Genomic DNA, 26,063 nt, shown 5'->3' with positions numbered 1-26,063 from the left:
AATTATACTAAAGTACGAGATTTCTTCCATGAAAATCAGCGATGCGTGGCCTTCCTGGCCGTCTTGATGTCCTTGGCGAAGGGCCAGACCGTGCTGGACATGGTCTCGATACCGGACGCGCTTAGCGCCGAGCCGAACAGGAATCCCTGAACCAGGTCCGGCTTGACCTGCAAGGCCAGGATCTTGAGCTGCTCGAAAGTCTCGACGCCCTCGACAGTCACCGAAAGCCCCAGTGGCCGTGACAGATTGACGATGCCCTTGAGCAGTTCGAGCGAACGGCTGTTCTGGGTAACGTCCATCAGGAACGAACGGTCGATCTTGATCTTGTCGAGCGGAAGTTTGTGGAGATAGCTCAGGCTCGAATAGCCGGTGCCGAAATCATCGAGCGCGATGCGCACGCCAAGCCGCTTCAATTCCTCGATATACTGACGCGTCAGCGACTTGTCGTCGAGCAGTGCCGTCTCGGTGACCTCGATCTCCAGTCGGCCGGCGGCGAGACCGGAACTGGCGAGCGCATGGCGAACCTTCTCGATAACGTCGCGGTTGCGGAAGTCCTTGGCCGAGAGATTGACCGAGACACTGGTCTGTGCGGGCCATTTGGCGCATTCGGTGCACGCCGCATGCAGGACGAAGGTGCTGATCTCGGAAATGATGCCCATTTCTTCCGCCAGCGGAATGAAGATGCTGGGCGAAATTGGTCCGAGATCGGGGTGGTCCCAACGGCACAGCGCCTCGCAGCTGGCTATGCGCATCGTGCTCATCGCCACGATTGGCTGGTAGACCACCCGCAACCCCTTGCTTTCTACCGCGGTGCGCAGATCCGCCTTCATCAGCTGACGGTTGCGGAAAGCGACCTCCATCGACGCCTCGAACAACCGCCAAGTATTCTTGCCGAGTTCCTTGGCCTTGTAGAGCGCGAGGTCCGCCTTGACGATCATGGCGTCGACATCGGTATCCCTGACCCTCGACAGCACCGCGCCACCGCTGGCCTGGATGCGCAACCCATGGCCGGCGACGTCGACCTCGCCCTGCAGCTCAATGAAAATCTCGTCGATTTGGCTGGACAGATGGCTCTCGTCCTCGACGCGGTCGAAGAAGATCATGAACTCGTCGCCGCCGAAACGGCTGACGGTGACGCCTGGTCCGGCGACCGCCGCCAGCCGTTCAGCGACGGCGTAGATCAATCCGTCGCCAACCGGGTGGCCAAGCGTGTCGTTGACGCTCTTGAAGTCGTCGAGGTCGAGCACAGCGAGCCCGCAGAGACGCTCGAGGTCACCGGATGCCATGGCCTCTCCGATCAGCTCGTGGAAGTAGGCGCGGTTGGGCAGGCCGGTGAGGTTGTCATAGCGCGCCATGAAGCGGATCTTGTCTTCCGCCTCAACGCGGGCCGTCACATCCTCGAAGGTGATGACCCCCAGTTCCTGGCTGCCTTCACGCGCCGAGAACTCGTAGTGCTGGCCGTTCGCGAGCGAGACGAGAACCTTGCGGTCGCGGCCCTCGCGCAGGGCGCGCGTAAGCTGGGCTTCGATGTAGCGGCAGTCCTTCGGCGCCAGCATGCCGCCGGCAACGCCGCGCATCAGCAGACCGTGAATCGATCGCCCGAGCAGCGCGTCGGGCGATTTGAGCGACATCAGATGCGCGGCTTCGGCATTGGCCACCGCCACCCGGCCGTCGGGGCCGAGCATGACAAGGCCATGCGACATGGTGTTCAGCGCCCGATTGAAGCGCTGGGCAAGGCGGTTCGCCTTCTTCTCCTCCGACACCGCCGCAAAAAGCACATCGCGCACCGTATTGGCGAATTTGCGGATCGCGAACAGGAACGGCGCTGACAGCAGGCCAAGGAGGACATGATAGATATCGCCGCGCAGCAGGAAGCCCAGCGAGATGGGCCAGGTCAATGCAAGAGTCAGGATGGTCACCATGCGCGGCGAGCCGTAGTTGCGGCCGGCAATGGAGGTCGCGGTCGCCAGCGTCAGGCAGACGGAGGCGATCTCGGCGAAATCGTCGCGCGCAAAGTAGATGCCGAGCAGGCAAAAAGCCCCGAGCGTAAGCCCATGCATGGAGCCGTAGAGTATATAGTCGTTTTCGCGCTTGTGCGCTTCCTCCCAGGTCGTTGGTGATGGCAAGCTGTTGTATTTTTGGAAATTTCTCATGCGGAATATGCCGACGAGAACCATCGCAATCGCAACAACCAGGTAACGCGGATCGCCGTTCTTCCACCAGACAAGGCCGATCAGGAAGGTTTGCGCGAGAATGCCGATCGAAAGCGTCACCCCGTCGCGAAACAGAGTTTCCACGAACGGGATATAGACGTCGACCGGAATCTCGTTTTTTCTTTTCAGATTCACGCCTGAATCCCAACCCTGGGGAGCCAAGCTGTGTCACATTCGCCTTAAGAAAGATTTAGAGAGGCCGTTCCGGGCTTTGCCGTCAGTCGGTTGGCGCCGGGAAGCTACCCTTCAAACAAACAAGGCATATCGATTACTCGGCGGCCTGGAGTTCCGGCCGAACGGGCATTTTTGCCAGGCGATCGAGCAGCCTTAGGCGTTCGCCAGCGGCCTTTTCGGCACTGGCCTGCCTGACGTGACCATAGCCGCGAATGAGCGCCGGCACCGAGGCAAGCGCGGCCGCAGCCTCGACCTTGCCTGCCGCCAGCGCGCGGGCGACAAGCTCCAGATCGGCCTCGTACTGCGCAAGAAGCTGCCGTTCCATACGCCTTTCGGAGCTGTAGCCGAACACATCGAAGACCGTGCCGCGCAAGCCTTTCATCGCTGCCAGCAGGCGGAACCCCTCCACCATCCAGGGACCGAAACTCGACTTCCTCGGCTTGCCGTCCTTGCCGCGCCTGCCCATCATCGGCGGCGCGAGATGGAATTCGAGCTTGTCGTAGCTTTGGAACTGCTTGCCCAGCTCGGCGGCGAAGGAGCCGTCGGTGTAGAGCCTCGCCACCTCGTATTCGTCCTTGATCGCCATCAGCTTGAACAGGTTCCTCGCAGCGGCCTCGGTCACATCAGTCGAACCGGGCATCGCCCTTGCTTCGGCCTTGCGCAGCGCGGCCAGTCTGTCGGCGTAGCGCGTGGCATAGGCAGCGTTCTGATAAGCGGTGAGGAAGGCGACGCGGCGGGCGATAATGTCGTCCAGCGTTTCGACGACAGCGGCGTTCTGTGCAGCCGTGCCCGGCTGGGCAACGAGGCCGCGCACGAAATCCGGCTGGTGGGCGGCGCGGCGGCCCCAGCGGAAGGCTGAGACGTTCATCGCCACGGCCTGGCCGTTGAGTTCGATCGCCTTTTCGACTGCCTCGGCCGACAGCGGCAAGCCGCCATGCTGGAAGGCGAAGCCGAGCATGAACATGTTGGCGCCGAGCGAACTGCCGAACAGCGCGGTGGCGGTGCGGGTGGCGTCGAAGAAATGCGCCTTGTCGTCGCCGGCGGCAGTGCGGATCGCCTTTTTCAGCCGCTCGACAGGCAGCGAGAAATCCGCCGACCGGGTAAACTCACCGGGCATGATCTCGGCGGTGTTGGCGAGGAAGATCGTGTGGCCCTCACGCACCGCGGCGAGCACCTTTTGAGCGCCCGACACGACGAGGTCGCAGCCGAGCACAAGGTCTGCCTTGCCGGCCGAAACGCGGATGGCGTGGATATCGCCCGGGCTGCGCGCGATGCGGACATGGGTGAACACCGAGCCGCCCTTCTGGGCAAGGCCGGCCATGTCGATCATGCCGCAGCCCTTGTCTTCGAGATGGGCCGCCATGCCGAGCACCGCGCCGATGGTGACGACGCCGGTGCCGCCGACGCCGTCGATGATCGCCGCCCAGCCCTGTTCGCCCAGCGGAAATTCAGCGGGCGCGGGCACGCCGTCGAGCGGATCGGTCGTGCCGGCAATACCCTCGGCCTTCCTGATCTTGGCGCCATGCACGGTGACGAAGGACGGGCAGAAGCCGTTGATGCAGGAGAAATCCTTGTTGCAGCTCGACTGGTCGATCCTGCGCTTGCGGCCGAATTCGGTCTCGACCGGCTGGATCGACACGCAATTCGACTGCACCCCGCAATCGCCGCAGCCTTCGCAGACCAGTTCGTTGATGAAGACGCGCTTGTCGGGATCGGGGAATGTGCCGCGCTTGCGGCGGCGGCGCTTTTCGGCGGCGCAGGTCTGGTCGTAGATCAGCACGGATGTGCCCTTGACCGCGCGCAATTCGCGCTGGACGAGGTCGAGATCGTCGCGGTGATGGATGGTGGCGCCGGCGGGGAATTCGACCTTGCCGGTATATTTGTCCGGCTCGTCGGTGACGATGGCGATCCGCTCGACGCCCTCGGCCCGCACCTGCCTGGCGATCATGTCCACGGTCAGGCCACCCTCGTGCGGCTGGCCGCCGGTCATGGCGACGGCGTCGTTGTAGAGGATCTTGTAGGTGATGTTAGCGTCGGTCGACAGCGCGAAGCGGATCGCCAGCGCACCAGAGTGGTTATAGGTGCCGTCGCCGAGATTCTGGAAGATGTGGTTGCGCTTCGAGAACGGCGCCTGGCCGACCCATTGCGCGCCCTCGCCGCCCATGGCGGTGAAACCAACGGTGTTGCGGTCCATCCAAAGCGCCATGAAATGGCAGCCGATGCCGGCGGCGGCGAGCGAGCCGTCGGGCACCTTGGTCGAGGAATTGTGCGGGCAGCCGGAGCAGAAGAAGGGCGTGCGCGAGGCGATGTCTGACGTGTCGGCGAGCGTCGCCTGGAATTGGCGAAGTTTTGCCACTCGCGCGGCAATCTCGTCCGACGGACCGATCGTTCGCAAAATTCTCTCGCCGAGCGCGATGGCGATGTCGTTGGGATCGAGCGCGCCCTTGGCCGGGAACAGCCCGTCGCCGCGCTCGTCCTTCTTGCCGACGATGACCGGCTGCATGGCGGTGCCGTAAAGGTTTTCGCGCAGTTGCACCTCGATCAGCGAGCGTTTCTCCTCGACGACGACGATGGTGTCGAGGCCGCGAGCGAAGTCGGCGATGTGTTGCAGGTCGAGCGGCCATGGGCAGCCGACCTTGAACAGCCTGATCCCGATGCGATTGGCGGCGGCCTCATCGACGCCGATGTCTTCCAGCGCCTGGCGGACGTCAAGATAGCTCTTTCCGATGGTGACGATGCCAAGCTTCGGGGCACGTCCACCGGAATAAACGATCCGGTTCAGCCCGTTGGCATGGATGAAGGCCGAAGCGGCGGCGCGCTTATATTCATGCAGCCGTTCCTCCTGGCCGAGCATGTCGATCTCGTTGCGAATGTTGAGGCCGCTAGGCGGCATATCGAAGTCCGGGACGACGATATCAAGCCGTTCGAGTGCGGCATCGACCGAAGCCGTCGACTCGATGTTGTCCTTGACGCATTTGATCGCCGCCCAGGTGCCGGCGAAACGCGACATGGCAAAGCCGTAGAGCCCAAAGTCGATGATCTCCTGGACCCCGGCCGGATTGAGGATCGGCACCATGGTGTCGACGAACAGGAATTCGGTCGCGTGCGCGTTGGTCGAGGATTCGGCCATGTGGTCGTCGCCCATCAGGGCAAGCACGCCACCATATCTAGACGAGCCGGCGAGATTGGCATGGCGGAACACGTCGCCGGATCGGTCGACGCCCGGTCCCTTGCCGTACCAGACCGAAAAGACGCCGTCATGCGTGCCCTCGCCCAGCAACTCGGCCTGCTGCGATCCCCAGCAGGCCGTGGCCGCGAGTTCCTCGTTGAGGCCGGGCTGAAAGACGATGTCCGACTGGGCGAGCTGCTTCCTGGCCTTCCAAAGCTGCATGTCGAGGCCGCCGAGCGGCGAGCCGCGATAGCCGGAGACGAAGCCGGCGGTGTTCAGGCCAGCCCGGCGGTCGCGCGCGCGCTGCATCAGCAGCATGCGGATGACCGCCTGCGCGCCGGAAAGGAAGATGCGCTCCTTCCCCAGGTCGAACTTGTCGTCGAGCGCGACATCATGCAGCGTCATCAGGCATTTCCCTCTGCGGAGGCCACACTTCGAGCACAGCCAGCGTCGGAGTCGGATGCTGCAGTGTTTCTCCCCTTGCCGGGCAGGTCAAACAAAATCGAAGATGCCAGATGAGGCGCAACAAACGATCCGTGCGCGGCCGTGTGGCGCCACGAAACGCCTGTCGGGGAGGATGGCCGAGCACGAAAATTCCGGCGGCGGTCAGTGCCGCTGGTGACGCATCATGCAGCCTTTGGGCAACTGGGCTTCGGTTCGCCGGGCAGCTTGCCGTCGACATGGCCGGCCAGGTCCTTGTTGAGCTCGTAGACTGGCCCGACCACGAGAGGCCGGTCGGGCAGAACCGACTGGTCGAGCGAGGACGTCAGTGTCGTCTCGAAACTCTGCAGTAATTTGCCGCTGCGATCCTCGATGCGGATCGACACGGTATAGGGCTTGTCCTTTACGACGCAGGTGAGCGGCGGGCTGGTCAGCGTCACATGCGGCAGCTTCGGCCATATTTTCTGGGTGACGATGATCGGATCACCACCGGCCGGGTTCTGGAAGGAGACCACGGCGACCTGTCCCTCGCCCACCGGCCGCAACGGATTGAGGGTGATGACATAGGTGGCGATGCCCAGCCGGTAATTGAACTCGAACAGCTTCCCGGAAATGGCGAACAGCTGGTCCTTGCCGGAGTCACGGCAGGCGCCGAGCGCGGCCACCGCGAACAACGCTGCGACGACAATCATCGCGCGCGAGTATCTTTTAGACATTGGTGATCTCCCTCGCCGCGGTCCGGCGGCGATAGTATCGGTTTGCCTTCTGTCGGTTGCCGCACACCGCCATGTCGCACCAGAGGCGGCTGGAATTGCGGCTTTTGTCGACAAACAGCCAGCTGCAGTTCGGACATATCCTCAGCCTGGCGATTGTGTCGCCGCGCAGCAGCGACAGCGCCGAGACCGCAAGCGCCGCCTCGAAGGCAATCGGCGTCGCCGGATTGCCGAACGGTTTTCCGGGCCTCCCGATTTCGGTGCGGCTTTGGGCGAGTCCGTCGGCGCAGGCTTCAAGGAATTCAGGCATGTCTCCGGTAGTGATCGCACCTTTCGAAACCGCGCGGCGAAACAGCCGATCGGTCGTCTCCCTGATCGACAGCACCACCGGCGCGATCTTTTCAGGCGCCGGCGCTTCGAGCGGCCTGCCGCCGAGCTCGGCGGCGCGAAACCCGCTCGCCGCTTCGGCAAAGCGGGCGATCTCCGCCGGATCTTTGAGCCGGTCGAAGCTTTTCTCCGGATCGTTCCGCAAGACGACAGTGTTCGCCGTGTCGAGCGCAAGCAGGCCACCGGTGAAGCGGTGCGGAGTCCAGGATACTACCATATGGCGAATCTAACCGATAAATCGCATTTGACAAGTTAGATTCCGGGTGCAACGCTCGTCACGGAGGCGATCGCCATCGCCTTGTCTTGAGAACGTCGTTCGTCCCAAACCGCTGCGCCCCGATTGCGGGGCATGCATCGAGGACATTGCATGCTCTATTTCTTCCAGCAGGTTCTGAACGGGCTGCATTCGGGCGCGCTCTACGCATTGCTTGCCTTCGGCTACGTGCTGACCAACGGCATCCTGCACCGGACGAACCTTGCCTATGGGGCGCTGTTCGCCTTTTGCGGGCATACGATGATCCTCACCGCGGCGTTCGGCTATCAGGTGCTGTGGCTGACGCTGTTTGCATCCGTCGCGCTCGGCGTAGCTGCGGCGTTCCTTTATGCGGCGCTGCTCAGCCGTGTCTTGTCGCGAAGCATCTTCGAACCATTGGCCGACCGCTCGCCCAACGCCATCGTGGTGACGACGCTCGGCATATTGCTGGCCCTGTCGGAAGCCAGCCGTATCGCCGCCGACACCCATGATCTTTGGCTGCCGCCAATGCTGGCTCAGCCCATCATTTTTGCGCGAGGGGCCAATTTCAATGCCACGCTGACGCTCATCCAGTTGCTCGACTGCGCTGTCGTCGCGGCAACTATCGGGCTCGCCGCCTGGGCGTTTGCCCAATCAAGCTTCGGCCGGCGCTGGCGCGCCGTGTCCGACGATCCCAGGGCGGCAGCGATGTGCGGCGTCGATGTTCGCGCGGTGCTTCGGCGTGCGGTGCTTTTCGGCGGCCTTTGCGCGGCACTGGCCGGCGTGCTCGCCGCCTTCTACTACGGCAACATCAGCTTCGGCACAGGGTTGGTCTACGGGCTGAAAATCCTCTTTGTGACGGCTGTGGGCGGCTATCTCTCGCCGTTGCGGGCAGCACTTGGCGCTGCCGCTTTCGGCATGGCCGAATCGCTGTGGGCCGGCTATTTTCCGCTCGAATGGCGCGATGGCTGGATGTATCTGTTCCTCGTCGCCATGCTGGTGCTGATCGGCACCGGCCGCGATCAGGGCAAGATCGCCTGACTGTACCAAGCCTGGGTAGACTTTGGTTGCATGACGTCTACAGCGCGCGCGTCCTCTCGGACGCGCAAAGGACGCTGTAGCACTTTGATTTTGCGCATGATCCCAGGGAAAATCGATTCCCATTTTCGGGGTCATGCGCCGGGTCAGGCGGCTGCTTCGCCCCCTTCCTCATCTCAAAAGCCCCCTTCCTCACTTCACAAGATTGTTTTAGTCGGTCTGCCCTGTGTTGACCCGCCGGGCCACGCACGGCATACCGTTGGGCCACATCGAGGCGGCGGAAAACAAGCGGGATGGCGCGCCGCTGATACTTTGAAGCACGCAACGTGCTTTCCGAAAATCGACACCGATTTCGGGCCGATGCGTAAAGGGAGGAATGCATGGCAGGGCTTCTCGCTCTATCCAGAACCATTGATCGTGTGAACGAATTCATCGGCAGATGGGTGTCGTGGCTGATCCTGCTGGCAATCCTGGTCAGCGCCGCCAATGCGGTCATCCGCAAGACGTTCGACATGTCATCGAACGCCTGGCTGGAACTGCAGTGGTATTTGTTCGGCGCCGCCTTCATGCTGGCCGCCGCCTACACGCTAAAGCAGAACGACCATATCCGCATCGACATCGTCTACGGCATGTTCTCGCGCCGCGTGCAGCACTGGATCGACCTTCTCGGCCATCTCTTTTTCCTGATGCCGTTCGTCACCCTGATGGTGATCTATTTCGTTCCCTATGTGTCGCTGTCGTTTCGCAGCGGCGAAATGTCTAACAATTCCGGCGGGCTGATCATCTGGCCGGCAAAGGCGATCCTGCTGGTCGGCTTTTTCCTGCTCGCGCTCCAGGGTATCTCCGAGATCATCAAGAAGATCGCCATCATGCGCGGCGACATGGACGATCCCACCCCGTTCATATCGGTCCATGAGCAGGCCGAACTCGAAGCGAAGGCGCTCGCCGAAGAGGTGCGCTCGTGATCGAGTTCATCGCCCAGAACATGGCGCCGATCATGTTCGCCTCGCTGGTCATCTTCCTGCTGATCGGCTACCCGGTCGCGTTTTCGCTCGCCGCCAACGGCCTGCTGTTCTTCTTTATCGGTGTCCTTCTGTCGCCCTATTCGGGCGGCTCGATCAATCTCGCTTGGCCGCTGCTGCACGCACTGCCGGACAATTTCTACGGCAGCCGGGTGATGTCGAACGACACGCTGCTAGCCATCCCGTTCTTCACGTTCATGGGCATCGTGCTCGAACGATCGGGCATGGCCGAGGACCTTCTCGATACGATCGGCCAATTGTTCGGACCGATCCGCGGCGGCCTCGCCTATGCCGTGATCTTCGTCGGTGCGCTGCTTGCCGCAACCACGGGTGTGGTGGCTGCTTCCGTCATCGCCATGGGCCTGATCTCGCTGCCGATCATGCTGCGCTACGGCTATGACCGCCGTGTGGCGTCCGGCGTTATTGCGGCGTCGGGCACGCTCGCCCAGATCATCCCGCCCTCGCTGGTGCTGATCGTTCTGGCCGACCAGCTCGGCCGCTCGGTTGGCGACATGTATGCGGGCGCGCTGATCCCGGGGCTGATTCTGACGAGCCTTTACACGATCTACATCGTGATCATGTCGATCGTCCGGCCGAAGTCGATGCCGGCCCTGCCGCTGGAGGCCCGCACACTCGGCCACGGTGTCCTGTCGCTGCTGGTCGCGGTGTTGGCGGCAGTCGTGGTTTCCTACGCGGCCTATCGCTATCTTGCGCCCTCGCAGGGCCAAAACGCCGACATCCTCGGCGCCACCATCGGCGTGATCTTAATCTACGTTGTGGCGATCGCCGACCAGCGCCTGAAGATCAACATGATGTCTCGGCTGGCGCAGCAGGTGATCATCGTGCTGATTCCGCCGCTGGCGCTGATCTTCCTGGTGTTAGGCACCATCTTTCTCGGCATCGCCACCCCGACCGAGGGCGGCGCCATGGGCGCCGTCGGCGCGCTGATCATGGCGGCGATGAAAGGGCGGCTGTCGCTGGACGTGATCAAGCAGGCGCTGGCGTCGACGACGCGGCTGTCGTCCTTCGTGCTGTTCATCCTGATCGGCGCGCGTGTGTTCTCGCTCACCTTCTACGGCGTCAACGGCCATATCTGGGTCGAACACCTCCTGACATCGCTGCCGGGCGGCGAAATTGGCTTCCTGATCGGGGTGAACATCCTCGTCTTCCTGCTCGCCTTCTTCCTCGACTTCTTCGAGCTCGCCTTCATTATCGTGCCGCTTTTGGCGCCGGCCGCCGACAAACTCGGCATCGACCTGATCTGGTTCGGCGTGCTGCTCGGCGTCAACATGCAGACCAGCTTCATGCATCCACCCTTCGGCTTCGCGCTGTTCTACCTGCGTTCGGTCGCCGCCAGGGTGCCCTATCTGGATCGCCTCACCGGCAAGCAGATCGCACCGGTGACCACCGGCCAGATCTATTGGGGTGCGGTCCCCTTCGTTTGCATCCAGGTCATCATGATCGGCCTGACCATCGCTTTCCCGCAGATGGTGATGCACTACAAGGGCACGCCAGTCGACCCGGGCACGATCGATTACCAGGTACCGGAAACGCCGGGCCTGTCGCCGCTTGGCACACCGCCGGCGGATGGCGCGGCGCCGACTGTGCCTGCACCGGACCTGTCGCAGCCGCCGAGTTTCGGTGAAACGCCGCCTGCCAAGCCAGCAGCGCCAGCACCCGATCTGTCCCAACCACCGAGTTTCAATTGATGCCGGAGGTTCAACAGACATGAAAGCGGTGCGGCTGGAGGGCGTAGGCAATATCGCCCTGCGGGAGGTCGGCAAACCGGCCGCCGGGCCGGACGATCTCCTGGTGCGGATCGAGGCATGCGGCGTCTGCGGAACCGACCGGCATCTTTTCCATGGCGAATTTCCCTGTACGCCGCCGGTGACGCTCGGACATGAATTCTCCGGGATCGTCGAAGCGATTGGAACCGCTGTGTCCGGCTTTTCGGTAGGCGATCGCGTCACCGGCGATCCCAACATCGCCTGCGGGAGCTGTCCCCACTGCAATGCCGGTCGCATCAATCTTTGCCATAATCTGATTGCCATCGGCATCCGCCGCGACGGCGGCTTCGCCGAATATGTCGTGCTGCCCCAGAAGCAGGCCTTCTCCCTTCCGAAAGACCTGAAGCCGACGCATGGCGCGTTCTGCGAGCCGCTTGGCTGCTGCCTGCATGGCTTGGACCTGGCGCAGATCAGACCCGGCTCCTCGGTCGCCGTGCTTGGCGGCGGCGTGATCGGCCTGCTCACCGTGCAGCTGGCGAGGCTTGCCGGCGCGACGACAATCATCCTGTCGACGCGGCAGGCCTCGCGGCGTGCCCTCGCCGAAGAATTGGGCGCAACGGCGACGGTCGACCCAAGCGCTTGCGATATCATCGACACGGTCGTCGGTGCGTCGGGCCTGATGCCAGGCGGTGTCGATGTGGTGTTCGAATGCGCTGGCGTAAGAGAGACAGTCGAGCAATCGATGCGGCTGGCCAAAGCCGGCGGTACGGTTGTCGTCGTCGGCGTGATGCCTCAAGGCATGAAGGCCGAGTTCGAACCTTTCGACCTGTTGTTCCGGGAATTGAGGGTCCTGGGCTCGTTTCTCAATCCGTTTACGCATCGCCGGGCCGCCGATCTCATCGCCTCGGGTGCGATCGAGATCGACAAGCTCATCTCACGGCATGTGACGCTTGAGGAGGCGGCTGCGGTGATCGCCAATCCGCCTGCGCCAGGCGAAGTCAAGGTGCTGGTTGTGCCGCGCTGATCCGCCAATCGAAGTGTGACGGCGCCACGCGTCCCGAAGAGCGCGTGGCGCGGTAACTGTTGTCAGAGCTTGCCGGTGCGCTGCTGGACCATCATGAAGGTGTCGTAATTGTACTCGGCCACCTGCGCCCAGAGATAGTGCTCCTTGCGGAACGCCTTGATCGAGTCCCAGATCTTCTTGAACGGCGCGTTCGAGGCTTCCATCTCGGCATAGACCTCGTTTGCCTTTTCGAAGCAGGCTGCCAAAATTTCCGGGCTGAACGGGCGCAATTTGGCGCCCCCGGACACCAGCCGCCTCACGGCCGCAGGATTCAGAAAGTCGTATTTCTGCAGCATGTTGGCGTCGGCGGCCTGCGCGGCGGTGTGCACCAGCGCCTTATAGGCCGGTGAAAGCTCTTCGTATTTCGCCTTGTTGAACATCAGATGGACGGTCGGCCCGCCTTCCCACCAGCCGGGATAATAATAATTCGGCGCGACCTTGTAGAATCCGAGCTTCTCATCGTCATAAGGGCCGACCCACTCGGCGGCGTCTATGGTGCCTTTTTCCAGCGCCGGATAGATGTCGCCGCCGGCGATCTGCTGCGGCACCACGCCGAGCCTTTCCACCACTTTGCCGGCAAAGCCACCGATGCGCATCTTGAGGCCCGAAAGGTCGGCGACGGTGTTGATCTCCTTGCGGAACCAGCCGCCCATCTGCACGCCGGTATTGCCGCCCGGCAAGCCAAAAAGGCCCTGCGTGGCGAGAAACTCGTTGAACAGGTCGATGCCGCCGCCGTGGTAATGCCAGGCATTGATGCCGCGCGCGTTGAGCGAGAACGGAACCGCAGCGCCCAGCGCCCATGTCGGGTCCTTGCCCCAATAATAATATGCCACCGTATGGCAGGCCTCGACGGTGCCGGCGGTGGTGGCGTCCGCGGCCTGCAGGCCGGGCACGAGTTCACCTGCGGCGAAGACCTGGACCTGGAAGCTGCCGTCGGTTGCCTCCGCAAGCATCTTGGAAAAGACCTCGGCGCCGCCGTAGATCGTGTCGAGAGATTTCGGGAAGGACGACGCCAGGCGCCATGTCACTTTCGGATTGGATTGCGCGATAGCCGGCGCGGCAAGCGCTGCTGTAGCCGCCGCGGCGCCCACACCGGTCGCGCCGGCCTTGCGGATGAATGATCGACGATCCATGAAGTCCTCCCTATTGGATCAATAGACCGACGTTCGGGAAATGCTCTGTGCCCCGGATCGGCTTCGCGGCAGACAATACACGGGCAAGAAGTCGAGTCCAGCCATGGCAGCCGGTTTTGCCGGCGGCGTTTCCGCAAAACTCGCGGCGCGAACGCACTTCTTGCAACTTAAGTCTAACGCCGTTTCCGTGGACCATGCGACATGCCGAACTTGTCATGGCAAAGCCCCTTCGGATCGCCTATTTTAAAGGCAGAATATGTCCCTGCACTGAATGGAACCCGGATCAAAAATGCAGCAGCCGCTCGTCGCCATATCGACCGACGTCCGCCAGTTCGATAACTACACCTGGCATGCCGTTCCGCAGCAATATCTGGAGGCGGCGCTTTCGGGCGCCGGCGTATTCCCGGTGCTGGTGCCGTCCTTCGGCGACCGGCTCGATTTCGACGAACTCCTGTCATCGGTCGACGGCGTCATGGTCACCGGTTCGAAGTCCAATGTGCATCCCTCGCTCTACGGCGGCGATGCCAGCGAGGCCAATGGTCCCTACGATCCTGCCCGCGACGCGACGACGCTGCCGTTGATCCGCAAGGCAGTGGAGCGCGGCGTGCCGCTGCTCGCCATCTGCCGCGGCATCCAGGAAATGAATGTGGCGCTGGGCGGCACGCTGGCCACAGAGATTCAGGAGCGCGAGGGATCGCTGGACCATCGCGCACCGGCGAGCGACAATCAGGACGAACGCTTCGCCATCCGCCAGTCCATTTCGATCAAGCCTGGCACCTGCCTCGCCGGCGTCTTCGGGGTGGGCGACATTATGGTCAATTCGGTGCACCGCCAGGCCATCGACCGGCTCGGCCCGAAGCTGCAGATAGAGGCGGTCGCCACTGACGGCACGGTCGAGGCGGTTTCGGTGCGGGACGCCCGTGCTTTCGCCGTCGGCGTCCAGTGGCATCCCGAATACTGGGTCAAGTCGGACAGCATCTCAGCAAGGATATTCCGCGCCTTCGGCGACGCGGTGCGCCTGCACGCCGCAGCGAAATCCGGCACGCGGGCCGCCGCGGAATAGTTCAGCGGTGAGACGTCAACATTAATCGCTGCCGGCCGCCAGCGACAGCAGCGGCAGGGCTGGCGCGTAGGATTCATAACCGTCGCCGTCGGCGACGCCGAAAGTGACGATCGGGTCGATGCCGTTCGCGCTGAAGGTGACCGTGCCGTCATCCTGCTCACGCCAGAATTTCGCGCGCTCGATGCCGGGCAAGACCCGGCGGCAATTCGCAGTGACCGTCAACAGCGACAGGCCATGCGAAATCTCAGTGCCGCGCTTGACCGCGCAGGAGGCTTCGTCGCCATTGGCCACCAGCCTGTAGTCGTCGGACGACGGCGTTGGCTCATCGGCGGCTGTGCGGCCTTCGCCGCTGCCGCCGTGAAACAGCTGAACGCTGCCGAACAGCGCGGCCACCGCCATCAATGCAGCAAGTGCTTTCATCTGCGTTCTCCGGGTGTTTGGCGAAAGATATAGAATGATTTCAAAGCGTTAAGCCATAGTTAACAAATAAGAAAGCGTGCTACTCAGCTGCGCGCCTTGACCTTTTCCGTTTCCGGCACCGGCGTCAGCGCCCTCCCTTCCGAAAACCAGGAAATCAGATTGTCGACGCACAGATCGGCCATGGCGCGGCGGGTATGTTCCGAAGCCGAGCCGACATGCGGCAAAAGCGAGGTGTTGGGAGCGGCGAGCAGCGCCGGCGGCACGTTCGGCTCATCGGCGAAGACGTCGAGCCCGGCAGCTGCGATGGTGCCATTGGCCAGGGCTGCGGCAAGAGCTGCCTCGTCCACCGTACTGCCGCGACCGATGTTGACGAAGACGCCATTCGGGCCAAGCACCGACAGGATCTCGGCGTTGACCGCCTTTTCCGTCGAGGCGCCGCCGGGCGCCACCGAGATCAGCGTATCGACCGCCTCGGCAAGGCCTTTCAGCGTGCCGTGGTATTCGTAGGCCAGGCCTTCGACGCGGCGCCGATTGTGATAGGCGATCGGCAGCCCAAAGGCCTCTAGCCGGCGCGCAATGGCGAGACCAATGCGGCCCATGCCGAAAATGCCAACGCTGCGACCGCGCAAAGTCAGCCGGCTTAGCGGATAGTTGCCGTTGCGTGCCCAACTGCCGTCGCGCAGCCAGGTCTCGGCGCGCGGCAGATCGCGGATGGTGTTGATCAAAAGCCCGATCGCCGTGTCGGCGACCTCCTCGGTCAGCACGTCAGGCGTGTTGGTGACCATGACACCGAGCTGTGCTGCGTGACGGGCATCGACCGAATCATAGCCGACGCCGAAATTGGCGATGATCTCGAGGTTCGGCAGCGCGTCGATGAGGGCTGCGTTGATCCCGCCAAAGGCGGCAATGCCGCGCACCGTCCGGCGCAGCTCGTCGGTGACCAGCGACGCATCGGCCCGTTCGATCCAGACGCGGCTGAACGTCCGGTCGATGCGACCGACCGCATGATCATTGAATTGGCCCGGCACCAGAATGGCGACCGCTTGCTGCTGTTCGGCTTTTGTCATTCACGCTCCACCGGTTTGCCGGTCGACTGGCGCACATGCAGTTCCGGCTTGATCAGTTCCTGCGACGGCCGCACCATCTGCCCATTGAGCTTGTCGAGCAGCGCGCTGGCTGCGCGGCGGCCGACTTCACGCTGGCCGTTCCACACGGTGGTCAGCGCCGGCGTCGCGATCGCCGCCTCCTCGAGATCGTCATAGCCGGTGACGGAGATGTCAATGCCCGGCACCAGCCCGGCGCGTGCAATACCGTTCATCAGGCCGATGGCGACGAGGTCGTTCCAGCAGCAGGCCGCGGTCGGCTTGTCCTTCAGCGCAAGGAACTGCCCGGCGGCCTCGAAGCCGGCCTGCTTGGTGCGCGGACCGGCGATGCGCCAGGACGGCCTGACCGCCAGCCCGGCCGCCTCCATAGCGTTGACATAGCCCTGGTAGCGATCGCGGCCGGTCGAGGTCTGGTCGGTGCCGCCGATCATGGCGATGCGCTTATGGCCGAGCGAGATCAGATGGTTGGTGGCAAGCCCAGTGCCGTAGGCATCGTCGCCGCGAAACACCGGCACGTCGGCGCCTTCGACGGTGCGCGCGATCAGCACCGCGGGCAGGCCGTTTTCCTCGGCCATGAATATGTCTTCGGGCGGCGTGCCGATGGCCGGCGACATGATGACGCCGTCGGCGCCGAGCTGCAAAAGCGTGTCGATGAAGGTGCGCTGCTTTTCGAGCTGGTCGTAATGGTTCGACAGGATGAAGGTCTGCCGGCTGCGATCGAGCTCGCTTTCGATCGAGCGCAGTATCTCGGCGAAGAACGGGTTCATGATGTCGTGAACGACGACGCCGACGATGCCCGAACGCGAGGTGCGCAGGCTGGCGGCACGGCGATTGTAGATATAGCCGATGGCGCGGGCATGTTCCTTGATGCGGTCGCGGGTGTTTCCGGCAACCAGCGGACTGTCGCGCAGAGCCAGCGAGACCGTGGCCGTGGACACACCGAGCGCATCCGCGATCGTCGAAAGCTTGATCTTCTGTGCCAGCGCCTTGCGCTCCCCCGACGATCTAGAGCTGAACCATGATCTCCAGCGAAAACCGGATTCCACTTTCGGGATCATGATCTAAACAGTTTAAACGCGGCCTTATGCCACCCTTCCGGAACAAATCAAAGTTTTTTTGCCAGCGCTTCCACCTCGACGTCGAGGGCGGCGCGGTTGCGCACGCGAAGCCGGTGCTCGCGATGGACGATATAAAGGCCGCTAGCGACGATGACGATCGCCCCGACGAGCGTCCAGCGGTCGGGAAACTGGTTGAAGACAATCCAGCCGGCAATGATCATCCAGATCATCTGTGAATAGGGATAGGGGGCCAATGCCGTGGTGGTGGCAAGACGATAGGCCTGAACCAGGAGCCAGTGGCCGATTGCGCCAAAGACGCCAAGCATCAGCAGGATGAACCAGTGCCAGCTATCCTGCGGCAGCGAAAGCGAAAACGCCAGCACCGGCAGGAGAAGTACGGCCGGCGCCAGCGCCGAAAAGAGAATGAGGCTCTCCGAGGTTTCCGTGGCCGACATGCGCCGCGTCATGATGACGTAAAAACAGTTCGACAGCATCGAGCCGAGCGCAAAGAGATGGCCGACGCCAAAGACGCCAACGCCTGGCCGGGTGATGATGAGGACGCCGACGAAGCCGCTCAGGATTGCCAGCCAGCGCCGCCAGCCAGCCCATTCACCGAGCAAAGGACCGGCGATTGCTGTGATCACCATCGGCGCGAAGAAATAGATCGATGTGGTTTCGGCCAGCTGCAAGGTTCGCAGCGCCATGACGTTGCAAATGGTCGATCCGAACAGGAAGGCGCCGCGCAGGATATGCGCCGGCAGATTGCTGGCGCGAAAGCGCGCCGGCTCGCGCCATCCGCGCAGAAAGACACCGACAAGCACGACATGGACGGCGAAGCGAGCCCAGGCGACGATCAGCGCCGAGACGCCGGCCATGACAAGATATTTGCTGCTGGTGTCGAGGAAGGTGAAAAATACATAGACGGAAAGCATGCAGAGGATCGCCGCCGGAGGCGTCGCGCTTTCGTCTTGTCTTGGGAGAGCACTCAATTTCAGGCCGGATGGAAGCAGGGCAGAGCCCTACCTTTGAGGCAATTGTCACCTGCCGGCAAGCCAGAGGAGGCTGACAACAGCTGACTACGTGCACTAGGGATGCATACGGGCGCCCCTGGTGATCTTGTCGACAAGCTTCTTTTCGGCACGCACCGCGATGCCGACGACCTTGGCGTCATCGGGTGCGAATTCGGCAAAGACGGCGCGGTTCGCCGCGTCGTGGCCGGTCGAAAACATTTCGTCGACGTAGAGCGAGGTCGTCACACCGCGGTCCAGCGCCCGCCGGTGGATCGCACTGAGCGTCGGGCGATCGGCCGAAAGCACGATGACCGGCTGGATCGAGAGCGGATTGTAGATATTGCCGGCGCGGTCGCGATAGGGTTCGCCGATGATGTCGCTATACTGCGCAACGATACGGCTGGTCAGGAAGGCGGTGACATTGAGCTTTTGCCAGACGGGAAGGTCGTCCTGCAGCACGATTGCAAATTTCGTGTCGAACATGAGACATTTGCCATTCGAGGTTTGTGAGTGAAGCGATGTCACACAGTCTAGATGGCGAGGCCTTCCAAGGTCTTGGACGTTTGTGCGTTGACGCGGCTGAGAACTGCGTCATCTCGGCACCCGATTCCGCCGGCATGGAGCGTATCGAGGCCCGGTTCCACGGCAGCGCGTTCGATCTCCATCGTCACGATACCTACGCCATCGGCGTGACGCTGCATGGCGTCCAGAGTTTCCGTTATCGCGGCGCGTCGCACCATAGCCTGCCCGGCCAGATTATCGTGCTCCATCCCGACGAATTGCACGACGGCGGTGCCGGCACCGAAGAGGGCCTGCGTTACAGGATGCTTTATCTGGAGCCGTCCGTCGTGCTGGACTGCCTTGATACGATCGACGCATCGCTGCCTTTCGTCAGGGATGCCGTGCTGACGGATCCTGTCTTCCGCACGAGGCTGCTTTCGGCGCTGGGGCCGTTGGACCAGAAGCTGGACGATCTGTTTGTCGCCGACTTCATTGCGCAGGTGATGCAAAGCCTGGCACGGCATGCAGGCCTGCCGGCGAAACCGATCCCAAGGACAGCATGGCGCGCAGCCAGCCTGGCGCGCGACTATCTGGAAGAGAATGTTTTCAGTATCGTCCGCTCCGACGAGCTGGAGGCGATCACCGGGCTGGATCGCTACGCCCTATCGCGGCATTTCCGTGCTGCCTTCTCCACCAGCCCGCATCGCTTTCTCTTGATGCGCCGGCTTCAACGAGCACGCCGCATGATCGAGGCAAGCGAGCCACTGGCGCAGATCGCGATAGCGGCCGGGTTCAGCGACCAAAGTCATTTCAACAGGCACTTCAAGAAAGCGTTCGGTGTCACGCCGGGCCGCTGGTCGGCATTGGTCCATGGATCGTCAGCAGCCGCTGCCTGATGGCGTCAGCCGCTGATCATTCGTCGGCGTCGATCTCATCGTCGACGAGAACCATCTCGCCGTTCGAGAGGTTCGCCTCAACGCGGGCGAGCAGCTTGAACAGCGCCTTCTGGTCCTTTTTATCGAGACCCTTCAGCGCCTGCTTCTCGGTCTTCTTCACCGATTTCTCGATGGCATGAATGATTTCGCGGCCCGTGTCGGTCAGAAAGATATGGGCCTGGCGGGCATCGGCGGAAGAGGCGCGCTTTTCCAGGAAGCCCTGCGCCTGCAGCCGGTTGATGGTCTTGGTGATGGTCGGCGGGCGCACACCGAGGCGACCGGCAAGATGGCCGGGCGTCTGCCCGTCCTCACGGTCGAGCGCGAGCATGATCTGGTCCTGACCGGCATAGAAGCCGTGCCCTAGAAGCCGCGCCGCCAGCGCAGTACGTGCCAGCCGCGCCGCCGAATGCAGCCGGCTCATTGTCGCAGTCTTGTCCGCCTTGGCCATGGTCATCCCTCTTCGGCCGAACCGGTGCGGACAGCATAGAGGCAGCCGCCCGGTTGGCAATCGACGATCAAAAGATCCGGCTTTGCAAAACAGCTTTGCCGGCAAGCAATGCGGTGTCCGCCGTGGCTAATGCCAGATGTTTATTTCAGTTAGATGACAAACGACTTTTCGGTAGAGGTGGACGCTTGCAGCAGGAGCACTCCACACACGACGAGACTCAACCAGCCTTCATCGCAACGATCATCAAGGCTTGGTAGGCGTCCGCCACCTCGCGCAGCGCCGCCTGCGACAGCGGCCCAGCGCGCCGCGCGATACCGTCCCTGGCATTCGACGTATCGCGCTTGCCGGACCGGTCGGTGTAAGGCGCGACAGTGGTGAATATCTGCTCGCTCAGACTATCGGGGAAAAACAGCTGGCCGGTCATCACCGAATTATCGTTGGGGAAGACCTTGAAGTGGATGTGGGTGGTGCGGCCGCGATACCAGCCGGGATAGATGGTGGCGAACGAGACGATACCGCTCTCGTCGGTCTTTTGCCAACCGCGCAGAAAACTCTGGCCTGACGTATCGACGTCCTGGCCGTCGCCTTGTCCCGGATAGCCTGAATAATGCCCTTGCGCGTCGCAATGCCAGATGTCGACACGCGCGCCGGCAAGCGGTCGGCAGGCCGCGTCGACCACCTGCAGCCGCACATTGAGAGCAATGCCCGCTTTGCCTTCGATGATATCGGCGCGCTGGAGCCTCGGGTCGAAATAGAACGGCCCCTCGGTCGCTTCCGGCGTGATCGCGCAAACGCCGGCACCGCTATCGAACAGGGCAAGCCCGGCATAGGGCGAGGCCTGCTGAGCCAGCGCGATGCCCGGAAGGAAGACGCCGCCGCCGGCGCTGACGGCAATGAAGCCGAGCGCCTGACGCCGGCTCAACGGGGACGGTTTGTCGGACATTCGGCGCCTCTTTTGGTTTCTTTCGAGCAAGCTGCCTTGTTCTTATCTAGGCAGTGAAATCCGCCAGCGCCAATGAAAGTTCAGCGATGTTGGGAAAGCCCGGCAATGTTTGCGACGTGTTTGGCCCATCGGTTTGCCGCGTGCAAAAGCACGGCGCACATCCTATATGGAGCCAACAATCCTTTTCGAGGCCCAACATGAGCGATGCACAGACGACGCAGATCCCCGTAACCGTTCTCACCGGCTATCTCGGCGCCGGCAAGACGACGCTGCTCAACCGCATCCTTTCGGAAAACCACGGCAAGCGCTACGCCGTCATCGTCAATGAGTTCGGCGAGATCGGCATCGACAACGAGCTGATCGTGGAATCCGACGAGGAAATCTACGAGATGAACAATGGCTGCGTCTGCTGCACGGTGCGCGGCGACCTGATCCGCGTTGTCGAGGGCCTGATGCGCCGGCCGGGCCGTTTCGACGCCATCGTGGTGGAGACGACCGGCCTCGCCGATCCGGTGCCTGTGGCGCAGACCTTCTTCATGGACGACGATGTGCGCTCCAAGACCAGGCTCGACGCCGTGGTGGCGCTGGTCGACGCCAAGCACCTGCCGTTGCGGCTGAAGGATTCCCGCGAAGCCGAGGACCAGATCGCCTTTGCCGATGTTGTCGTGCTCAACAAGACCGATCTCGTCACGCCGGAGGAACTGAGCAAGGTCGAGGCGACGATCCGCGCGATAAACCCGGCGGCCAGGATTCATCGCACCACCCGCGCCGGCCTGGCGCTGTCCGAGGTGCTCGACCGTGGCGCCTTCGATCTTTCCCGAGCGCTGGAGAACGATCCGCATTTCCTCGAGGCGCATGACGACCATGATCATCATGACCATGACCATCACGATCATGATGGGCATCATCACCATGACGGGCATGACCACCATCATCACACGCACCCTTCCGATATCCATGACGTGACGGTGCAATCGGTGTCGCTGCGCGGCGGCGAGATGGACCCGAAGAAGTTCTTCCCGTGGATCGAGAAGATCACCCAGATGGAAGGCCCGAACATCCTGCGGCTGAAGGGCATCATCGCGCTCAAGGGCGATGACGAGCGCTACGTTATCCAGGGCGTCCACATGATCATCGAGGGCGACCACCAGCGCGCCTGGAAGGACGGCGAGAAGCACGAGAGCCGGCTGGTGTTCATCGGCCGCGAGCTCGACGCCGAGCGCCTTAAGAAGAGCTTCGACGCCTGCCAGGCGTAACGGACCGAATAGGGGTGGTTACTGCCTTCTGTACACATATCATGTGTACAGAAGTGCAAAAGAGGACAGATTATGTCCAGATCCGCCGACAATAAAACCGAACGTTATCAGATACGCATTCCACCGGCGCAGAAGGCGATCATCGCCCGCGCAGCTGCGCTGTCGCACAAGGACATGGCCGATTTCATCCTCGACAAGATCGTACCCGAAGCGCAGGCGTGATCGAAGCTGCCGAGGTGATGAGGGCGTCCAACCGCGACTTCCCACGCATCCTTGACCTACTTGAGAACCCGCCGAAACCCAATGCTAGGCTGCGAGCGGCGACCGCTGCCTTGCCGGATACTGTGTGACGCTTCCGTTCTGGCACGAGGAGTCGATTGCGAAACGCCACGATCGGGCTTCTTTCGGTTGCGGGTGATGCGCAGATGAACGATTTTCTGCGGCGGTTCGCACGGCAGAGCCACGATCAGAACGCGGCCAAGACCTTCTGTGCAATCGACAACGCGGCTTCGGACCGGCTCCTCGGTTTCTATACAATCGCCCCTTCGCTGTAGCTCATGAAGCAGTGCCCGACGCCATGACGAGAGGCTTGGCGCGACACGAGGTTCCGGCTTCAAGCTTGCCCGGCTTGCGACCGCCCGCGCCGTCGCCGGGCAAGGGCTCGGAGGTCAGCTGCTAGCCGCCGCAGCGTTGCGCTGCCTGCCGCTTGCAGGTGGGGGCGGCGGCATCCTGCTCATCATCGACGCCAAGAACGAGCGGGCAGCACGGTTGTATGCCAGCTATGGTGCCGAGAGCCTCCAAGGCCAGGATTTGACCTTGGTGATGCCATGGCGACCTTCGCAGCTGGTCTGCGGGCCAAGGGACTGTTTTGACGATCGGAGTCGCCACAATTGTGGTTTCGATGCAGATCCTCATGGTTGCCGGAACCGCAAACGTCGAGTAAGCCGCCTGAACCGCCCCTGCAATCCCGTCTAGCTGTGAACCACGATAGCCATGCCCACAGTCGCCCCACTTGATCTCCAGGGTCATTGCATCGCCGCCGTCTTCCTTGGCGACGTACCGCATTTCGCACTGGCCGACGGCACAATCCATCGGCTGGACCATGGCCACAAGACGGCGCAGGCCAATGACGGGCTGCTCGCCGCGTTCCACGATGCGGCCAACGACCGGCTGATCACCGGCGGCGAGGACGGCAAGATTTTTTCGGTTACCGCCGGCGCCAATGCGGCAGAATTGGCAAGCGCCGGGAAAAAATGGATCACCAGCGTCGCCGCCGGACCACAAGGCGCCGTCGCCTATGCCTCGGGCAAAATCGCCTTTGTGCGCTTTGCCGACGGCAAGACTAAAGAATTCATGCATCCGCGTTCGGTCGAAGGGCTGGCGTTCTCGCCCAAGGGCATGCGCTTCGGCGTCGCCCGCTACAATGGCGCGACGCTGCATTTTCCGGCGGCGGACGGCAAGCCAGTCGAGCTGGAATGGGCCGGCGCCCATACCGGCATCACCTTCTCGCCGGATGGCGCCTTCCTCGTCACCACCATGCAGGAGAACGCCCTGCATGGCTGGAAGCTGGCCGACGGCAAGCACATGCGCATGAGCGGCTATCCTGGCAAAGTCAAAAGCCTGTCGTGGAGCGCCAAGGGAAAATGGCTGGCCAGTTCCGGCGCACCGGCGGCGATCGTCTGGCCGTTTTCGGGCAAGGACGGGCCGATGGGCAAGGCGCCGCTGGAACTCGGCACGCGCGGCAACGCCATGGTGACCTCGGTCGCCTGCCATCCGAGCCAGGATGTCGTCGCCGTCGGCTATGACGACGGCATGGTGATGGCGGTGCGTTTCGCTGACGCCAAAGAGGTGCTTCTGCGCCGACCGGGCAAGGGCGCCATCACCTCGATGATGTGGGATAGGGAGGAACGCCGCGTCGCCTTCGGCAGTGCCGCCGGCGATTGCGGCGTCATCGATATTTCCGCATAACCGGGAGTTCTCTACTCGGCCCCGCAGGAGACTTTGCCGGTCAACGCGGCAGGCATGCCATCGCCACCCGTGTCAGCCGTGCCCTCATAGATGGCGAGCGAATAGCGCCCGTCATAGGTGCCTTCTTCACTGGACTTGGTCACGATCGTCAGTTCGACAGAGCTGTAGGTGTTTGCGACCTCGTGCTCGCGATAGACGAGCAGCCGCAATTCCTTGCCGTCGAGCCAGTATTGCGTGAGGTTGGAATCCTCGAACACTGTCCTGCGCAAATCGTCGCCGACGGGTCTGCCGAGAATTTCGAGATCGCCGCGAAAATTGAACGTTGGACCGCCCATGCCTCTGGTGACGCCGGCTCCGACCTGGAATTTCACCGCTGCATCCTCGGCCGAGCACCAGATGCCGCCGGTGGCGAAGGCCGAGCCGGCCGATAACAGCAGCGTTGTTGCACAGAAGATCGTCCGCATCTTTTCTTTCCCCAGCCACAAACCCTATCCGCATTGATGCTGGAGGATGCCCTCAGGTCAAGCGCCCGTCCTCTTCACCGTGGCCGCTGAACCAATGCAGGACAGCTGGGCGGCCAATTGCGGTTCCGGACGCCGATTGGCAGAGTGACGTATGAGAGGGACCTTCATGCATACAATCGACCATTTAAAGACTTCCATCGGCGGCATCAGCACTGCCCGCATCGCCGACTTGCGCGAGACCGAGGCCGAAGCCTTCCGCAAGGCAAGGCCGAAATCGGCAGCCAAGGTCGGCAAGGGCCTGCCGGGCTTCTTCGGCGGCGTGCCGATGCACTGGATGAACGACTGGCCGACGCCGTTTCCGATCCTGGTCGACAGCGCCAGAGGCGCCACCATCACCGATATCGACGGCAACCGGCTCGACGATTTCTGCCTCGGCGACACCGGCTCGATGTTCGGCCATTCGCCGCCGCCGGTCGCGCGCGGCATCCGCCGGCAGGCCGGACACGGCCTCACCTACATGCTGCCTTCCGAAGATGCGGTGGCGATCGGCCCGTTGCTGCAACAGCGCTTCGGCCTGCCGTTCTGGCAGATCGCGACGACGGCGACCGATGCTAATCGCTTTGCGCTGCGCGTCGCCCGCACCATCACCGGCCGGGAAAAGATCCTGGTCTTCAACGGCTGCTATCACGGCTCGGTTGACGAGACGATGGTGCGGCTGGTCGGCGGCAGACCGGCCAACCGGCCGGGACTGGCCGGCGAATTCCGCGACCTGACCCGGACGACCGATGTCATCGAGTTCAACGATGTGCCGGCACTCGAGGCCGTGCTCCGGAATAAGGATATCGCCTGCGTCATCACCGAGCCGGTGCTGACCAATTCCTGCATGGTGCTGCCCGACCCCGGCTTCCACGAGGCGCTGCGGCGTCTCACCCGCGCGGCCGGCACCCTGCTGCTGATCGACGAGACGCACACGATTTCGACCGGTCCGGGCGGCTACACCGGAAGACACGGCTTGGAGCCGGACCTGTTCGTGCTCGGCAAGCCGATCGCCGGCGGTGTGCCGGCCAGTGTGTGGGGGATGAGCGAAGACGTCGCCACCCGCTATGCCGACTATATCAGCGCCAAGGAACCAGGCTATTCCGGCATGGGCACGACGCTCTCGGCCAATCCGCTGCAGTTCGCGGCGATGCGCGCCACGCTCGAAGAAGTGATGACCGACGGGAATTATGCCCATATGGACCATCTGGCGCGGCGGCTCGACGCAGGGCTGACCGCCGTCATCGACCGTTACCGCCTGCCTTGGCATGTTGCCCGAGTTGGCGCCCGCGTCGAGTTCATCTGCGCGCCTGGCCCGCTGAGGAATGGCGGCGAGGCGGAAACAGCGCACGCGCCGGAGCTCGAAGCGGCTATCCATGTCGCACTTGTCAATCGCGGCGTGCTGATTGCGCCGTTCCACAACATGATGCTGATCTCGCCGGCGACCAGCGCCACCCAGGTCAGCCGCCTGATCACCGCCTTCGGCGCGGTTGCGGCAAGGCTCGCGGCATGAGACAAGCTTGCACATGAGAGAAGCGCACAAGCA

At 62.7% G+C, this 26,063-nt stretch carries 22 protein-coding genes and 2 pseudogenes; 11 read left to right on the top strand and 13 right to left on the bottom strand.

Features of this window, described 5'->3' with window-relative positions; genetic code table 11:
- Positions 1 to 35 precede the first annotated feature (35 nt).
- From ACWTU7_RS09920 to ACWTU7_RS09905, 4 genes are all read right to left on the bottom strand, one after another.
- Positions 36 to 2,348 (bottom strand): putative bifunctional diguanylate cyclase/phosphodiesterase, encoded by a 2,313-nt coding sequence (locus ACWTU7_RS09920; protein ID WP_455839619.1) that lies wholly within the window; start codon positions 2,346 to 2,348, stop codon positions 36 to 38.
- A gap of 133 nt (positions 2,349 to 2,481) precedes the next feature.
- Entirely contained in the window at positions 2,482 to 5,961 is a 3,480-nt protein-coding gene (locus tag ACWTU7_RS09915; protein ID WP_455839620.1) for an indolepyruvate ferredoxin oxidoreductase family protein, read from the bottom strand.
- A gap of 221 nt (positions 5,962 to 6,182) precedes the next feature.
- A complete protein-coding gene (locus ACWTU7_RS09910; RefSeq protein ID WP_065006075.1) occupies positions 6,183 to 6,713 on the bottom strand; it encodes a hypothetical protein in 531 nt (176 codons plus the stop codon).
- Positions 6,706 to 7,314, bottom strand: coding sequence for a CGNR zinc finger domain-containing protein (locus ACWTU7_RS09905; RefSeq protein WP_455839621.1), 609 nt, complete (start codon positions 7,312 to 7,314; stop codon positions 6,706 to 6,708). Before ACWTU7_RS09905 ends, ACWTU7_RS09910 begins: the two co-directional genes overlap by 8 nt.
- 150 nt (positions 7,315 to 7,464) lie before the next feature.
- Between ACWTU7_RS09905 and ACWTU7_RS09900 the strand changes: the two genes are divergently transcribed.
- The 4 genes from ACWTU7_RS09900 to ACWTU7_RS09885 all read left to right on the top strand — a co-directional run bounded on the left by ACWTU7_RS09900 (position 7,465) and on the right by ACWTU7_RS09885 (position 12,140).
- Positions 7,465 to 8,370, top strand: coding sequence for a branched-chain amino acid ABC transporter permease (locus tag ACWTU7_RS09900; RefSeq protein ID WP_065006077.1), 906 nt, complete (start codon positions 7,465 to 7,467; stop codon positions 8,368 to 8,370).
- A gap of 377 nt (positions 8,371 to 8,747) precedes the next feature.
- The gene (locus ACWTU7_RS09895; protein ID WP_065006078.1) at positions 8,748 to 9,332 is read left to right on the top strand and encodes a TRAP transporter small permease subunit; all 585 of its coding nucleotides are present in this window, start codon (positions 8,748 to 8,750) and stop codon (positions 9,330 to 9,332) included.
- The gene (locus ACWTU7_RS09890) at positions 9,329 to 11,098 is read left to right on the top strand and encodes a TRAP transporter large permease (protein WP_455839622.1); all 1,770 of its coding nucleotides are present in this window, start codon (positions 9,329 to 9,331) and stop codon (positions 11,096 to 11,098) included. Before ACWTU7_RS09895 ends, ACWTU7_RS09890 begins: the two co-directional genes overlap by 4 nt.
- Before the next feature lie 19 nt (positions 11,099 to 11,117).
- Positions 11,118 to 12,140 (top strand): zinc-dependent alcohol dehydrogenase family protein, encoded by a 1,023-nt coding sequence (locus ACWTU7_RS09885; protein ID WP_455839623.1) that lies wholly within the window; start codon positions 11,118 to 11,120, stop codon positions 12,138 to 12,140.
- A 62-nt stretch (positions 12,141 to 12,202) separates the two neighbouring features.
- Here the strand turns inward: ACWTU7_RS09885 and ACWTU7_RS09880 are convergent, their stop codons facing one another.
- Complete coding sequence (locus tag ACWTU7_RS09880) at positions 12,203 to 13,312, bottom strand: TRAP transporter substrate-binding protein (RefSeq protein ID WP_455839624.1); 1,110 nt, start codon at positions 13,310 to 13,312, stop codon at positions 12,203 to 12,205.
- A gap of 289 nt (positions 13,313 to 13,601) precedes the next feature.
- Here ACWTU7_RS09880 and ACWTU7_RS09875 point away from each other — a divergent pair, with 289 nt between their 5' ends.
- Positions 13,602 to 14,375: a gamma-glutamyl-gamma-aminobutyrate hydrolase family protein gene (locus ACWTU7_RS09875; protein WP_455839625.1), complete on the top strand. Its 774-nt coding sequence runs from the start codon at positions 13,602 to 13,604 to the stop codon at positions 14,373 to 14,375.
- A gap of 21 nt (positions 14,376 to 14,396) precedes the next feature.
- Here ACWTU7_RS09875 and ACWTU7_RS09870 read toward each other — a convergent pair whose 3' ends face one another.
- The 5 genes from ACWTU7_RS09870 to ACWTU7_RS09850 form a co-directional block, all read right to left on the bottom strand.
- Positions 14,397 to 14,795 (bottom strand): hypothetical protein, encoded by a 399-nt coding sequence (locus ACWTU7_RS09870; RefSeq protein WP_455839626.1) that lies wholly within the window; start codon positions 14,793 to 14,795, stop codon positions 14,397 to 14,399.
- An 83-nt stretch (positions 14,796 to 14,878) separates the two neighbouring features.
- Positions 14,879 to 15,862 carry a 2-hydroxyacid dehydrogenase gene (locus ACWTU7_RS09865; protein WP_455839627.1) on the bottom strand — a complete coding sequence of 328 codons (984 nt, stop codon included), beginning with the start codon at positions 15,860 to 15,862 and terminating at the stop codon, positions 14,879 to 14,881.
- Positions 15,859 to 16,881, bottom strand: coding sequence for a LacI family DNA-binding transcriptional regulator (locus ACWTU7_RS09860; RefSeq protein WP_084831271.1), 1,023 nt, complete (start codon positions 16,879 to 16,881; stop codon positions 15,859 to 15,861). The genes ACWTU7_RS09865 and ACWTU7_RS09860 overlap by 4 nt, the downstream gene beginning before the upstream one ends.
- Positions 16,882 to 17,003: 122 nt before the next feature.
- Positions 17,004 to 17,888 carry a DMT family transporter gene (locus ACWTU7_RS09855; RefSeq protein ID WP_455839628.1) on the bottom strand — a complete coding sequence of 295 codons (885 nt, stop codon included), beginning with the start codon at positions 17,886 to 17,888 and terminating at the stop codon, positions 17,004 to 17,006.
- A gap of 153 nt (positions 17,889 to 18,041) precedes the next feature.
- Positions 18,042 to 18,449, bottom strand: coding sequence for a DUF2000 family protein (locus ACWTU7_RS09850; protein WP_455839629.1), 408 nt, complete (start codon positions 18,447 to 18,449; stop codon positions 18,042 to 18,044).
- A gap of 35 nt (positions 18,450 to 18,484) precedes the next feature.
- Between ACWTU7_RS09850 and ACWTU7_RS09845 the strand changes: the two genes are divergently transcribed.
- Complete coding sequence (locus ACWTU7_RS09845) at positions 18,485 to 19,363, top strand: AraC family transcriptional regulator (protein ID WP_455839630.1); 879 nt, start codon at positions 18,485 to 18,487, stop codon at positions 19,361 to 19,363.
- Positions 19,364 to 19,379: 16 nt separating this feature from the next.
- Here ACWTU7_RS09845 and ACWTU7_RS09840 read toward each other — a convergent pair whose 3' ends face one another.
- Entirely contained in the window at positions 19,380 to 19,850 is a 471-nt protein-coding gene (locus ACWTU7_RS09840; RefSeq protein ID WP_455839631.1) for a MarR family winged helix-turn-helix transcriptional regulator, read from the bottom strand.
- Between the two features lie 217 nt (positions 19,851 to 20,067).
- Positions 20,068 to 20,793, bottom strand: a complete 726-nt coding sequence (locus ACWTU7_RS09835; protein WP_455839632.1) for an intradiol ring-cleavage dioxygenase — start codon at positions 20,791 to 20,793, stop codon at positions 20,068 to 20,070.
- Positions 20,794 to 20,990: 197 nt separating this feature from the next.
- On the opposite strand from ACWTU7_RS09835, the gene ACWTU7_RS09830 reads away from it, so the two are divergent.
- From ACWTU7_RS09830 to ACWTU7_RS09815, 4 genes and pseudogenes are all read left to right on the top strand, one after another.
- Positions 20,991 to 22,049, top strand: coding sequence for a CobW family GTP-binding protein (locus ACWTU7_RS09830; protein WP_065006088.1), 1,059 nt, complete (start codon positions 20,991 to 20,993; stop codon positions 22,047 to 22,049).
- Between the two features lie 72 nt (positions 22,050 to 22,121).
- Positions 22,122 to 22,399, top strand: a pseudogene (locus ACWTU7_RS09825) (type II toxin-antitoxin system TacA family antitoxin).
- Positions 22,396 to 22,921 (top strand): annotated as a pseudogene (locus ACWTU7_RS09820) (GNAT family N-acetyltransferase). The pseudogenes ACWTU7_RS09825 and ACWTU7_RS09820 overlap by 4 nt, the downstream one beginning before the upstream one ends.
- Positions 22,922 to 23,042: 121 nt before the next feature.
- Entirely contained in the window at positions 23,043 to 24,017 is a 975-nt protein-coding gene (locus ACWTU7_RS09815) for a WD40 repeat domain-containing protein (protein ID WP_455839633.1), read from the top strand.
- 11 nt (positions 24,018 to 24,028) lie between these two features.
- On the opposite strand, the gene ACWTU7_RS09810 is transcribed toward ACWTU7_RS09815, so the two are convergent.
- Positions 24,029 to 24,481, bottom strand: a complete 453-nt coding sequence (locus ACWTU7_RS09810) for a hypothetical protein (protein WP_455839634.1) — start codon at positions 24,479 to 24,481, stop codon at positions 24,029 to 24,031.
- 166 nt (positions 24,482 to 24,647) lie between these two features.
- Here ACWTU7_RS09810 and ACWTU7_RS09805 point away from each other — a divergent pair, with 166 nt between their 5' ends.
- Entirely contained in the window at positions 24,648 to 26,030 is a 1,383-nt protein-coding gene (locus ACWTU7_RS09805) for an aspartate aminotransferase family protein (protein WP_455839635.1), read from the top strand.
- Positions 26,031 to 26,063: the final 33 nt, after the last annotated feature.

Source organism: Mesorhizobium sp. BHscii, assembly GCF_053848065.1.
This window is presented reverse-complemented; position numbering and strand designations above follow the sequence as displayed.

Bases quoted from the DNA above. Each gene is read 5' to 3' on its own strand.
- ACWTU7_RS09910 (WP_065006075.1), bottom strand. From the start codon at position 6,713: ATGTCTAAAAGATACTCGCGCGCGATGATTGTCGTCGCAGCGTTGTTC.
- ACWTU7_RS09810 (WP_455839634.1), bottom strand. From the start codon at position 24,481: ATGCGGACGATCTTCTGTGCAACAACGCTGCTGTTATCGGCCGGCTCG.
- ACWTU7_RS09875 (WP_455839625.1), top strand. From the start codon at position 13,602: ATGCAGCAGCCGCTCGTCGCCATATCGACCGACGTCCGCCAGTTCGAT.
- ACWTU7_RS09850 (WP_455839629.1), bottom strand. From the start codon at position 18,449: ATGTTCGACACGAAATTTGCAATCGTGCTGCAGGACGACCTTCCCGTC.
- ACWTU7_RS09900 (WP_065006077.1), top strand. From the start codon at position 7,465: ATGCTCTATTTCTTCCAGCAGGTTCTGAACGGGCTGCATTCGGGCGCG.
- ACWTU7_RS09835 (WP_455839632.1), bottom strand. From the start codon at position 20,793: ATGTCCGACAAACCGTCCCCGTTGAGCCGGCGTCAGGCGCTCGGCTTC.
- ACWTU7_RS09870 (WP_455839626.1), bottom strand. From the start codon at position 14,795: ATGAAAGCACTTGCTGCATTGATGGCGGTGGCCGCGCTGTTCGGCAGC.
- ACWTU7_RS09895 (WP_065006078.1), top strand. From the start codon at position 8,748: ATGGCAGGGCTTCTCGCTCTATCCAGAACCATTGATCGTGTGAACGAA.
- ACWTU7_RS09905 (WP_455839621.1), bottom strand. From the start codon at position 7,314: ATGGTAGTATCCTGGACTCCGCACCGCTTCACCGGTGGCCTGCTTGCG.
- ACWTU7_RS09880 (WP_455839624.1), bottom strand. From the start codon at position 13,312: ATGGATCGTCGATCATTCATCCGCAAGGCCGGCGCGACCGGTGTGGGC.
- ACWTU7_RS09865 (WP_455839627.1), bottom strand. From the start codon at position 15,862: ATGACAAAAGCCGAACAGCAGCAAGCGGTCGCCATTCTGGTGCCGGGC.
- ACWTU7_RS09885 (WP_455839623.1), top strand. From the start codon at position 11,118: ATGAAAGCGGTGCGGCTGGAGGGCGTAGGCAATATCGCCCTGCGGGAG.
- ACWTU7_RS09915 (WP_455839620.1), bottom strand. From the start codon at position 5,961: ATGACGCTGCATGATGTCGCGCTCGACGACAAGTTCGACCTGGGGAAG.
- ACWTU7_RS09845 (WP_455839630.1), top strand. From the start codon at position 18,485: ATGTCACACAGTCTAGATGGCGAGGCCTTCCAAGGTCTTGGACGTTTG.
- ACWTU7_RS09815 (WP_455839633.1), top strand. From the start codon at position 23,043: ATGCCCACAGTCGCCCCACTTGATCTCCAGGGTCATTGCATCGCCGCC.
- ACWTU7_RS09805 (WP_455839635.1), top strand. From the start codon at position 24,648: ATGCATACAATCGACCATTTAAAGACTTCCATCGGCGGCATCAGCACT.
- ACWTU7_RS09855 (WP_455839628.1), bottom strand. From the start codon at position 17,888: ATGCTTTCCGTCTATGTATTTTTCACCTTCCTCGACACCAGCAGCAAA.
- ACWTU7_RS09840 (WP_455839631.1), bottom strand. From the start codon at position 19,850: ATGGCCAAGGCGGACAAGACTGCGACAATGAGCCGGCTGCATTCGGCG.
- ACWTU7_RS09830 (WP_065006088.1), top strand. From the start codon at position 20,991: ATGAGCGATGCACAGACGACGCAGATCCCCGTAACCGTTCTCACCGGC.